Source organism: Companilactobacillus paralimentarius, from assembly GCF_963227125.1.
GTDB classification, from domain to species: Bacteria; Bacillota; Bacilli; order Lactobacillales; family Lactobacillaceae; genus Companilactobacillus; species Companilactobacillus paralimentarius.
Genome location: NZ_OY724131.1, coordinates 20946 through 34100 on the forward strand (window position 1 = coordinate 20946; position 13155 = coordinate 34100).

Below are 13155 nucleotides of genomic sequence, written 5' to 3' on the forward strand. Positions count from 1 at the left end.
AATTATGCGTAAAAGAGAAACTGGGTTACGAGAAAGAGTAACTAGAAAAAGACGAAAATGGCCATGGATATTACTAACAATTTTATTGTTACTAATTCTAAGTGTTGGAGCATTTTGGCTAAAGTATGGTTATGAAATAAGAAATACAATTGCGGATGGATATTCTTACAGTCAAGGATTGAAAGTGTCAGATTTTCATCCAAGTAATTCTACCGTTATATATGATCGTAACGGTAAAGAAATTAAGAAATTGTCCCGTTCTAGTTCTAGCTATACACCAATTAAGGATATTAATCCTGATATCAAAAAGGGACTAGTGGCGGTAGAAGATCAAAGGTTCTATATTCATCATGGTGTCGATATGTATGCCATTATGAGATCAGTTGTTTCGACCTTACTACATCGGCGAACAGAGGGTGGATCGACTTTAACACAACAATTGGTTAAGAACGTCATTCTGCAAGATCAATCACAAAATTTAAACCGTAAGCTCAAAGAAATGGTTATTGCTCAACAACTCGAAAAGAAATTTAGTAAGCAACAGATATTAGAGTTCTATATCAATAATGTTTATATGGGGCATGGATCATACGGTTTCAGTGCTGCGGCAGATTATTATTTTTCCGAGAATCAGAAAGATTTATCGATTGATAAATTAGCTTTGCTAGTGGGAATACCTAATAGTCCTCTTTACTATGATCCAGTTAGTGCGCCAAAACGTTCATTGAATCGCCGAAATACGATTCTGTATGTCTTTTATCAACGTGGATTGATCTCAAAGCACACCTACGAGACAGCAAGTAAGCGACCTCTTGGATTGAAAGTCAATAAACGTAAGTATGATAATGATGTTTCAAATAATTATGCTTTGAACTATGCCGTTTATAATGCCACCGAAGAATTAATGAAATCTTCTGGTTTTACGATGGAGTATGCTTTTAAAGACAATCAGGCCAGAAATGATTACTTTGCACGTTATAGACAAGAGTTTGAACGTGCCCGTGGTAAGTTGCTTGATGGTGGTTATACAATTAATACTACAATTGATATGGATGTACAAAATAAGATTGAAAGTTTAGTTAATAAGACATATGAATCTTACACGGGTCGGTCTGCTAATGGAAAATTAACACCACAAGTTTCAAGTACCGTTATAGATAATAAAACGGGTGACGTTATAGCGGTGATTGGTGGAAGAACAACACAAGATGATCAAATGAATCGGGCGATAAATGGATATAGTCAACCCGGATCAACTGCTAAACCGCTTGTAGCTTATGCTCCTGCTTTTGAAAGGGGATATTTACCACAAAGTACGGTCGTGGACTCGGCTATTGCTAATGTTCATAATTGGTACAGTGGCTACACTGGTAAGACGACCGTTCGTCATGCCTTAGAGAACTCAATTAATACAGTCGCCTATAAATTGGCGCTACAAGATACGAGTTATTCTTTCTACGATGATTTGACTAAGATGGAATTTGCCCGTCTGCGTCCAACGGAAGATAAGAATGCCATTGATGCGTTGGGTACGTTTAGTACCACTACCACTGAAATGGCTTCAGCATACAGTTCGTTTTCTCGAGGTGGACAATTTATTCATCCAAGTAATTTAACGAGTATTTATGATAATGACAACAATCGTTATATCTATCAAAATACTCATATGAAGAAAGATATTTATACTAAAAATGCTAGTTATATGATGATTAATACCATGCAATCAGTGATTAGTAACGGATTGGGTAAGGCCGCCGCATTAGATAATTATAAGTACACGGCTGGTAAAACTGGTACCAGTGATAATAATAAAGATTCATACTTTGTTGGTATGACACCTGACTTTACAATTGCTAATTGGACTGGAAATGATGTGCCATCTACTTCGTTGACTAGTAATGAACAGACATTGTCAATGCAGGCTTTTAAAGCTGAAGGTGAATATTTGGTTAGTCAAATGAAAGAAAAAGAAGAAGATTTTAAGAAGCCAAATACAGTTACTGTTAGTGGAAGTAATTTGTCAGTCAATCAGAGTAATGAGCAACCAACGATTCAAGATGTTATTGATAGTGATTTCTCTAAATATATTTCGGCTCAAGAACAAAAAAATACTGATCGTCTCTATAACCTCGATTATCGAATTATTTATCACTTATCGAAGAAAGAAGAGTATAAGCGAGAGGATAAGGTTCAATCATCCATCGATAAATATACTGATAATCCAATCACTAAGGAATCTCAATATGATAGCAAGTTAAGTGAATTGCAAAAGATTCGTTATTTGAATGCTAATGTTAAACGTCAATCGGCTAAAAATGACTTTAATCAACAGATCTTACAAATGCAAAAGGAATTGAACTTGAGTCAAGCAATGTTCCAAGCTGCTAAAGATAACAAGAAGATTGCCAAGTATCAATCTGAAAAAGAAACTATCGAAACCCAACGTGAACAAAAACGTCAATCGATGGTTGATAAGTTGATGCCACAATATAATTTTCAATTGCAAAAGGTTAAAGATGCTTATAAGAATAATGATTCTGATAAAGAGGCTCAAAAGCAAAAACTGGTAGACATTATGAATGAGATCAGAAGCTATGGTGGTAATGTTCCTGATGTTAAAATTACCGTTAATAGTAATTCCTCTTCAGATAGTAGTTCTAGTTCTTCCAATTAAAATAAATATGATTGGACTCAAAAAGGCGACCCTCGTGTGAGGTGTCGCCTTTTTGAACAACTATAGTTTTATGTTGAATAGTGGTAATGAGTTTTACGACTTGTGCAACTCTCTAATCAACATTTGTCCTTTTAGCAATGGCTGGTAAGATCAATCCTAATAGAATTAATGCTAATGGAGTGATGATGTTCAATGCTAATTGGAACCACCATGATGATGGATCTTGGGCCATATTCATTTTAGGAACCATACCCATGATACATGCGAAGGCTGTTAGGAAGAAGGCCCAAAGTCCAACTCCAAAGCCGACGTATCTGTTTTTAACGAACATATAATCAGATTTATATTTGTCCAATTGCTTAGTTAGCATCATATAGGCTAAGAATACCCATAGATAACGCATAGGCATAACAATTGAGTTAAGATTCAACAACCAGTTATATAGATCATTCATACCATTGATACCTAAGGCAGGCACGATGATAAGAATAGAAACTAGAATGGCTGTCATCTTGTAACCATTGATAGCAATACCACATTTGTTTTTCTTCAAAAGAGCCTTTGGAATATATTTCTTATCGGCATCTCCTAAAAGCATACGCAATGGGGCATCGATTGAAATGGCTAAAGCAGCTGCGCTGGCTAATGTGTTAGTAATTGCAAATGCCCATACGAACAAATTACCAACGTGGAAACTGTTACCTAAGAATTGGAAAGCTTGATAAGCACCGTTGGCCATAAGGTCGGCAGGAATGTGGTTAGAATTAACAATCATACCGATTGCGAATGAACCTAGAACGGCTGAAACGGCAACCATAACAGCTAAGATGATCATACCTAGTGGGAATTCTCTGGAAGCATTCTTAGTCTTATTAACATAAGGTGAGATCTTCTCAGCACCACCAACGGCGAAGACTAGCATTGAGATGGTTGTGAAGTACTGTAAATCGAATTTCGGTATATAAGTGTGAATATCAGTCATGTTAGGTGTGGCAATTTGTACATGAGTGATAAAAGGTGCACTGACACCAAGGATGATGAACAACATTGACATAGTAAACATAGCAATCCCGGCGATGCTACCGATACTATTTAATGTTGAGGCTCCTTTGCTGGCAATCCAAACGAAAACAAGGAAAATAATCAAACTTAATCCTTGTACGATGATTGGTGAAGAATCCTTGATAAAAGATCCATTACCTTTGAAAAGCCAACTTAGACTGACCATAATAATTTGTGGTTTTTGAGCTAAATAGGGAACGTGAACAACCCAATAAGTCCAAGCGGCAAAGTAAGCTAGTTTGTTGTTAGATAAAGTCCTGATCCAAGAACTAACACCTCCACCAGCTTCTTGAAACGCTGATCCTAATTGTCCCACCATCAAAGTGTATGGAACAAAGTAAAGAATCATAATTAAAATCCATGACGTTATAACAGCTAAACCTTGATTGGCAAAGTTGTTGATAACATTATTCAGACCCCAGACAGTAGTGAAACCAAGCAAAGCAATATTCCACCATCTGAAAGCCTTAGCATTCTTTGCATCTGACATAATCAAATCCTCCTACAAATGTGATTATACAGGAAACTTAAAGCAAAAAGGTTAGGAATAATAAGATGTTTTTTTGAAAATATCCTAGTATTATATTTGTGTAACTTTTTTTTAATAAAATTGACAGACAGTATTAAAAAATTATAATTTAGGAATACGGCCGTTACATATTTCTTTTTGATACATGGAATTAAGACTGTATAATTGTATTCTATCTACTATATAATGAAAGTGAATTTGTAGATAGCAAATTAAACGGAGTTAATTATGGATAACAACAATAATAATGGTTTACGAGGACGTCGAAAAAGAACGCGTAATAGCGCTTTGGCGTCTAACAATAATGGAAAAATTAAACGTCCACTTCTTAAGATAATTGGATTGGTCGCTTTAGTTACTTTCTTTGTAATGGGAGCATACGGTTTTAGAATTTATGCTCAAGCTCAGAATTCTTTGGGCAAGACATATAAAGCAATAGATGGAAAGAACGCTTCCGCTAAGATAGTTAGTAAGAAGCCTGTTTCAATATTGTTGTTAGGTGTAGATACAACGGATAACGGTGTTCGTGATACAGAAACAAATTATCGTGGTAATTCTGATACTATGATTATCGTAACGGTTAATCCTAAGACTAATAAAACGACAATGATGTCTGTACCACGTGATACGATGACACAGATTTGGAAGAGTGCCGATCATAATACGAAGAAAATTCAAAAAATAAATTCAGCATATAATATTGGTAATGAAGAAAGTGCTGTAGTTACAACTGAAAAACTTTTAAACGTTCCAATTGACTACTACATTAAGGTTGATTTCAATTCCTTGAAGGAAATTGTTAATGCCGTCGGAGGTGTAGATGTTGACGTACCGTTCAGTTTCTCGTATGGTGATACAGGTGAAAAGAAGTCACACTTTAAAAAAGGTAAGATGCATTTAAATGGTAAACAGGCCTTGGATTACTCAAGAATGCGTTATGAAGACCCACAAGGTGATTATGGACGTCAATTGCGTCAACGTCAGGTTATAACAGCTATTATTAAGAGTGCTGCTAGTGCAAAGACCTTTACACGCTATCAGAAGGTTCTAGACAGTATTTCTAGTTCAATGACAACTAATTTAAGTTTCAGTGATATGCAATCCATGTTCTTAAATTACAGTGGAGCAGCCAAGAGTATTGGATCTGACCATCTACAAGGATATGGTTCGATGATTGATGGTTCATCTTATGAAATAGCACCAACTAAGGAATTAAGACGAGTATCTAATAAGTTACGTAAGCAATTAGGCTTAGCTGAAGAACAATTGAATAATAAAGAAACCAGATTAAACGCGTATAATGAGAAGTTAGGCTTTTCATTTAATTACACAGGTAACCAACAGCAGAACTATACAACTACGATATCTTCTACAACTAGTTCTAAAGAATCAGGAAGCTCGTATGGTTCAAGCTTTGGAGAATCAAGTCATTCTACTGGTGGTTATGGTAGTAGTTCTAATGGTTCTAGCGGATCAAGTGGTTCTAGAGGCTTCGGTGGCTATTAATTAGTTAAATAATAAGCGGGGATGACCCCATTTGAATAAAGGCTGAGACAAATGTTTTCAGTCTTTTCTTATTGTATAAGGGAGAAAAATATGAGTGTTTTAGAAGTACACGGATTAACACAACAGTTTTTGGATAAAAGATTGTACGATTCCGCAGATTTACAAGTAAATAAAGAAGATCATTTAGGTATTATTGGTCAAAATGGTGTAGGTAAGAGTACCTTCATTAAGATTTTGACTGGTCAGATTGAACCTGATGAAGGCAAAATTACATGGAAGAAACATATGACGGTTGGTTATTTGGATCAACAGGCTAAATTAGCCTCAGGGATGACCATTTATGAGTATCTTCAAACAGCGTTTTCAAAATTATATGAAATTAGTGATCAATTAAACGAGATTTACATGAATGATCCAAGTGATGAAGATTTGGAAAAGGCTGGAAAACTTCAAGAAATCTTAGATGCCAACGATTTTTACGAATTGGATACAAAGATTGAACAGGTGGCAACTGGTTTAGGACTAGATGCTATTGGATATGAGCATGATGTTTCCAAACTTAGTGGTGGTCAACGTTCAAAGATTATCTTGGCTAAAATTTTATTGGAAAAGCCTGATATGATTTTGCTAGATGAGCCTACTAACTACTTGGATACTAACCATATTGACTGGTTAGCTGATTATTTGAATGACTTTCAAGGAGCATTTATTGTTATTTCCCATGATTATGGCTTCTTAGACCGCATTATAAACTGCGTGGCTGATTTTGAGTTCGGTAAGATCACTAAGTATACAGGTAGTCTCAAGCAAGCTCTTAAGCAGAAAGCTGCTAATAAAGAAACATATATGAAGGCCTACGTTAAGCAACAGGAGAAGATCTCTAAGACTAAGGCTTATATAAGAAAGTTTAAGGCTGGTTCTAGATCAAAGAGTGCTAAGAGTAGAGAGAAACAGTTAGCTCATATGGATGTGTTGACACCTCCAGGGAATAAAACTGCTTCCAGCTTTGGCTTCCCATACGTAGAAGTACCAAGTTCAAGAATGTTATTGGAAGTTAATGATCTAAAAGTAGGATATGATGGTAAACCTCTATTTGATAAGGCCCTCAATTTCTCTATCGTTAGTGGAGAAAAGATGGTTATTAAGGGATTTAATGGTATTGGTAAGTCTACTTTGATCAAGACTCTTTTGGGTATTCTCAAACCTATTGAAGGGAACTATGATTTCTCTGAGGTTGCTAAGATAGGTTATTTTAAACAGGATCTTGTATGGGAGAATAATCTTGAAAGTCCATTTAAATATATTAGTGACAAGCATCCAGACCAAGGTGGTAAAGAGGTTAGACGTGTTCTAGCTAGAACTGGTTTAACTAATCAGCAAATTATGTCACCATTACGTTCTCTTTCTGGTGGGGAGCAGACGAAGGTTAAGATAGGTGATTTGATGTTTAATACTTCGAATTTCTTATTTATGGATGAACCTACAAACCATCTAGATGATGAGAGTAAAGCTGCGCTACGTAAAGGTCTAAAGAATTATGATGGATCATTGATCTTAGTAACCCATGAGGAAGACTTTTATAGTAGTGATTGGATAAATAAAGTCCTAGATATTGAAAAGATAAAAGAAAATTAGAAGTTTTCAAAAAAGTATGAAAAAGTACTTGCATTGGTTTACCATTAACGGTAAGATATTATTTGTTGTCGCGATAGAGCAGACGCATCGATAATTGAATGATGATTTCATTCAATTGAATAATTATTTTAAAAGGTTCTTGACAAATTGTTACTGACTTGATAAAATAATTAAGTTGTCGATAAGCGTAAGCACTTAACCGACTGGTAGACCTTTGAAAACTGAACAAAGTTTTAACACTAAAATTGTGTAGGCCAACATTTATTTGTTGGATTTACAACGAAGTCAATTCGCTAGTATTTTTATTTATGAGTCACAAACTTTTAATATGAGAGTTTGATCCTGGCTCAGGACGAACGCTGGCGGCATGCCTAATACATGCAAGTCGAACGAACCATCCTGATGATTGAAGCTTGCTTCATGATTCAGACCTTGGTGAGTGGCGGACGGGTGAGTAACACGTGGGTAACCTGCCCAGAAGTGGGGGATAACATTTGGAAACAAGTGCTAATACCGCATAACAACTTAGATCACATGATCTTTGTTTAAAAGATGGTTTTGCTATCTCTTCTGGATGGACCCGCGGCGTATTAGCTAGTTGGTGAGGTAATAGCTCACCAAGGCGATGATACGTAGCCGACCTGAGAGGGTAATCGGCCACATTGGGACTGAGACACGGCCCAAACTCCTACGGGAGGCAGCAGTAGGGAATCTTCCACAATGGACGAAAGTCTGATGGAGCAATGCCGCGTGAGTGAAGAAGGTTTTCGGATCGTAAAACTCTGTTGTTGAAGAAGAACATATGTGAGAGTAACTGTTCACGTACTGACGGTATTCAACCAGAAAGCCACGGCTAACTACGTGCCAGCAGCCGCGGTAATACGTAGGTGGCAAGCGTTGTCCGGATTTATTGGGCGTAAAGAGAATGTAGGCGGTTTATTAAGTTTGAAGTGAAAGCCCTCGGCTCAACCGAGGAAGTGCTTCGAAAACTGGTAAACTTGAGTGCAGAAGAGGAAAGTGGAACTCCATGTGTAGCGGTGGAATGCGTAGATATATGGAAGAACACCAGTGGCGAAGGCGGCTTTCTGGTCTGTAACTGACGCTGAGATTCGAAAGCATGGGTAGCAAACAGGATTAGATACCCTGGTAGTCCATGCCGTAAACGATGAGTGCTAAGTGTTGGAGGGTTTCCGCCCTTCAGTGCTGCAGCTAACGCATTAAGCACTCCGCCTGGGGAGTACGATCGCAAGATTGAAACTCAAAGGAATTGACGGGGGCCCGCACAAGCGGTGGAGCATGTGGTTTAATTCGAAGCAACGCGAAGAACCTTACCAGGTCTTGACATACCATGAAAAGCTTAGAGATAAGTCTTTCCCTTCGGGGACATGGATACAGGTGGTGCATGGTTGTCGTCAGCTCGTGTCGTGAGATGTTGGGTTAAGTCCCGCAACGAGCGCAACCCTTATTATCAGTTGCCAGCATTCAGTTGGGCACTCTGGTGAGACTGCCGGTGATAAACCGGAGGAAGGTGGGGACGACGTCAAATCATCATGCCCCTTATGACCTGGGCTACACACGTGCTACAATGGTCGGTACAACGTGCTGCGAACTCGCGAGGGCAAGCAAATCACTTAAAACCGATCTCAGTTCGGATTGTAGGCTGCAACTCGCCTACATGAAGCTGGAATCGCTAGTAATCGCGGATCAGCATGCCGCGGTGAATACGTTCCCGGGCCTTGTACACACCGCCCGTCACACCATGAGAGTTTGTAACACCCAAAGTCGGTGGGGTAACCCTTCGGGGAACTAGCCGCCTAAGGTGGGACAAATGATTAGGGTGAAGTCGTAACAAGGTAGCCGTAGGAGAACCTGCGGCTGGATCACCTCCTTTCTAAGGATATGGTACTTTGGTACCAACGGAAATACACAATTGTTAAAACTTTGTTTAGTTTTGAGGGGTCTACCCTCAAACTCGTACCTTGAAAACTGGATATTAAGAATTAATGAATTAAAGAAACACCGAAAACTGCGCGGCAATCTTTTTGATTGCCAGCTGTGACGAAAGTCATGGCAAATTGTTTTAAATTACTTTTTGTAATTTAATTTAGGTTAAGTTATAAAGGGCGCACGGTGGATGCCTAGGCACTAGGAGCCGATGAAGGACGTAACTAACGACGATACGCCTCGGGGAGCTGTAAGTAAGCTTTGATCCGGGGATTTCCGAATGGGGGAACCCAAATATCGTAATGGATATTTACTTGCCTGTGAATACATAGCAGTCAAGAGGAACACGCAATGAACTGAAACATCTAAGTAGTTGCAGGAAGAGAAAGAAAATTCGATTCCCTGAGTAGCGGCGAGCGAAACGGGAATAGCCCAAACTAAAGAGCTTGCTCTTTAGGGTTGTAGGACTGATGTTGTGAGAACAAAAGGTTATGATAGTCGAACAAGTTGGAAAACTTGGCCAAAGAGAGTGAAAGCCTCGTAAACGAAATCTGATCCACTCCATTCAGTATCCTGAGTACGGCGGAACACGAGAAACTCCGTCGGAATCCGGGAGGACCATCTCCCAAGGCTAAATACTCCCTAGTGACCGATAGTGAACCAGTACCGTGAGGGAAAGGTGAAAAGTACCCCGGAAGGGGAGTGAAATAGATCCTGAAACCGTGTGCCTACAAGTAGTCAGAGTCCGTTTATGGATGATGGCGTGCCTTTTGTAGAATGAACCGGCGAGTTACGTTAACATGCAAGGTTAAGATGAAAAGTCGGAGCCGTAGCGAAAGCGAGTCTGAATAGGGCGACTAAGTATGTTGATGTAGACCCGAAACCAAGTGACCTATCCATGTCCAGGTTGAAGATGCGGTAAAACGCATTGGAGGACCGAACTCGTGTATGTTGAAAAATGCTGAGATGAGATGTGGATAGCGGTGAAATTCCAAACGAACTTGGAGATAGCTGGTTCTCTCCGAAATAGCTTTAGGGTTAGCCTCGAGGTTTAGGATCGTGGAGGTAGAGCACTGTTTGGACTAGGGGCCCGTCTTGGGTTACTGAATTCAGATAAACTCCGAATACCATTGATCTTTACTCGGGAGTCAGACGATGAGTGATAAGATCCACCGTCGAAAGGGAAACAGCCCAGATCACCAGTTAAGGTCCCAAAATTCATGCTAAGTGGAAAAGGATGTGGAAACGCATAGACAACTAGGATGTTGGCTTAGAAGCAGCCATTCATTCAAAGAGTGCGTAATAGCTCACTAGTCGAGTGATTCTGCGCCGAAAATGTACCGGGGCTAAGCATGATACCGAAACTGTGGATGTGTCGTAAGACACGTGGTAGGAGAGCGTTGTAATTGCATTGAAGCCATACCGTGAGGAGTGGTGGAGTGATTAGAAGTGAGAATGCCGGTATGAGTAACGAAAGACCAGTGAGAATCTGGTCGGCCGTAAGACTAAGGTTTCCTGGGGAAGGCTCGTCCTCCCAGGGTTAGTCGGGGCCTAAGATGAGGCCGAAAGGCGTAATCGATGGATAACAGGTTGATATTCCTGTACTAGTTTATTTTGTTTGAACGATGGAAGGACGCAGGAGGATGATGTGTGCACGCTGATGGATATGCGTGTCCAAGCAGTAAGTCTTGATATGAGTCAAATGCTTATATCTCTAAGGACAAGCTGTGATGGGGAGTGAAATTTTAGTAACGAAGCACAATAACTCACACTGCCAAGAAAAGTTCCTAGTTAGAAATAAACTACCCGTACCGCAAACCGACACAGGTAGTCGAGGAGAGTATCCTAAGGTCAGCGAGTGAACTCTCGTTAAGGAACTCGGCAAAATGACCCCGTAACTTCGGGAGAAGGGGTGCTGGTGTAACAGCCAGCCGCAGTGAATAGGCCCAAACAACTGTTTATCAAAAACACAGGTCTATGCTAAATCGTAAGATGACGTATATGGGCTGACGCCTGCCCGGTGCTGGAAGGTTAAGAGGATCAGTTAGCTTTTGCGAAGCTGAGAATTGAAGCCCCAGTAAACGGCGGCCGTAACTATAACGGTCCTAAGGTAGCGAAATTCCTTGTCGGGTAAGTTCCGACCCGCACGAAAGGCGTAATGATTTGGGCACTGTCTCAACGAGAGACTCGGTGAAATTATAATACCCGTGAAGATGCGGGTTACCCGCGACAGGACGGAAAGACCCCATGGAGCTTTACTGTAGCTTGATATTGAGTTTTTGTGTGACATGTACAGGATAGGTAGGAGCCGTTGATCTCGGAACGCTAGTTTCGAGGGAGGCATTGGTGGGATACTACCCTTGTTATATGAAAACTCTAACCTACATCACTTAGCGTGGTGAGGGACAGTGTCTGGTGGGCAGTTTGACTGGGGCGGTCGCCTCCTAAAATGTAACGGAGGCGCTCAAAGGTTCGCTCAGAATGGTTGGAAATCATTCGTAGAATGTAAAGGCATAAGCGAGCTTGACTGCGAGACTGACAAGTCGAGCAGGGACGAAAGTCGGACTTAGTGATCCGGTGGTACCATATGGAAGGGCCATCGCTCAACGGATAAAAGCTACCCTGGGGATAACAGGCTTATCTCCCCCAAGAGTTCACATCGACGGGGAGGTTTGGCACCTCGATGTCGGCTCATCGCATCCTGGGGCTGTAGTCGGTCCCAAGGGTTGGGCTGTTCGCCCATTAAAGCGGTACGCGAGCTGGGTTCAGAACGTCGTGAGACAGTTCGGTCCCTATCCGTCGCGGGCGTAGGAAATTTGAGAGGAGCTGTCCTTAGTACGAGAGGACCGGGATGGACATACCTCTGGTGTACCAGTTGTGCCGCCAGGCGCATCGCTGGGTAGCTACGTATGGACGGGATAAACGCTGAAAGCATCTAAGTGTGAAGCCCCCCTCGAGATGAGATTTCCCATTCCTTTATGGAAGTAAGATCCGTTAGAGAATATGACGTAGATAGGCTGCGGGTGGAAGTGTAGCGATACATGGAGCTGAGCAGTACTAATAGATCGAGGACTTAACCGAGTAAGAGTTTACAGCAGTTTGAAGTGTTTCAATTTTAATTCATAGTCTTAATATCTAGTTTTGAAGGTACGAGCAACAATAGTGTGGTGGCGATAGCGAGAAGGATACACCTGTTCCCATGCCGAACACAGAAGTTAAGCTTCTCCACGCCGAAAGTAGTTGGTGGGAAACTACCCGCGAGGATAGGTAGCTGCCACGCTAATGGTAAAGGGATCAACTTAGGTTGATTCCTTTTTTTGTGTCTTTAAGTATCTTACAATATGTAAATAGTCGAAGAGACCAGTCAAGATGATCCTAGCGGATAACTTGACTGGTCTCTTTTGATTTTTTGTATAAAAACCAATAATGGATATATTTAAAGCTTAAAGGTTAAATTGAGTTGTTAAATCTGCCACATGATTTTTACTTATATTTTTAACTTTCAATCAATTCAGAAATGCGTAATGCAGTTTATATTTAATAAAATTCCACTAATAATTTTTTGTTTTAAATTTACTAATTGTTAAATGATTATCCATCACAGTTTTACGATTGATATCAACCTTTTCGGTTACAGAGATTTTTTAATTTTTAGTCTATAAGAGCTGCATAAAGGTTTTAGTGAAGATTAAGGATCGCCATAAAATCGGTATGTGAATCAAAATCTGATTCAAAGGGAGATAAGGCGTTAATCGAAAGCACTAACCGGACTGAAAAAGTAAATAGTTCAATTCTTATTTATGAT

4 protein-coding genes and 3 rRNA genes are annotated in these 13155 nt (G+C 40.0%); 6 read left to right on the forward strand and 1 reads right to left on the reverse strand.

Features of this window, described 5'->3' with window-relative positions:
* Positions 1–4 precede the first annotated feature (4 nt).
* Positions 5–2674 carry a transglycosylase domain-containing protein gene (locus tag ACI6PB_RS00105; protein WP_404327555.1) on the forward strand — a complete coding sequence of 890 codons (2670 nt, stop codon included), beginning with the start codon at positions 5–7 and terminating at the stop codon, positions 2672–2674.
* A gap of 112 nt (positions 2675–2786) precedes the next feature.
* On the opposite strand, the gene ACI6PB_RS00110 is transcribed toward ACI6PB_RS00105, so the two are convergent.
* On the reverse strand, positions 2787–4226 hold the full coding sequence (locus ACI6PB_RS00110; protein WP_404327556.1) for an amino acid permease: 1440 nt from the start codon (positions 4224–4226) through the stop codon (positions 2787–2789).
* A gap of 267 nt (positions 4227–4493) precedes the next feature.
* Here ACI6PB_RS00110 and ACI6PB_RS00115 point away from each other — a divergent pair, with 267 nt between their 5' ends.
* The 5 genes from ACI6PB_RS00115 (at position 4494) to rrf (ending at position 12630) form a co-directional block, all read left to right on the forward strand.
* Entirely contained in the window at positions 4494–5771 is a 1278-nt protein-coding gene (locus ACI6PB_RS00115) for an LCP family protein (protein WP_025085638.1), read from the forward strand.
* Positions 5772–5861: 90 nt separating this feature from the next.
* Entirely contained in the window at positions 5862–7406 is a 1545-nt protein-coding gene (locus ACI6PB_RS00120; RefSeq protein ID WP_025085639.1) for an ABC-F family ATP-binding cassette domain-containing protein, read from the forward strand.
* Positions 7407–7730: 324 nt separating this feature from the next.
* A 16S ribosomal RNA gene (locus ACI6PB_RS00125) occupies positions 7731–9297 on the forward strand.
* Positions 9298–9513: 216 nt separating this feature from the next.
* Positions 9514–12431, forward strand: a 23S ribosomal RNA gene (locus ACI6PB_RS00130).
* An 82-nt stretch (positions 12432–12513) separates the two neighbouring features.
* Positions 12514–12630: ribosomal RNA gene (gene rrf / locus ACI6PB_RS00135) — 5S ribosomal RNA — on the forward strand.
* The 16S, 23S and 5S rRNA genes sit together here, the layout of an rRNA operon.
* Positions 12631–13155 lie beyond the last annotated feature (525 nt).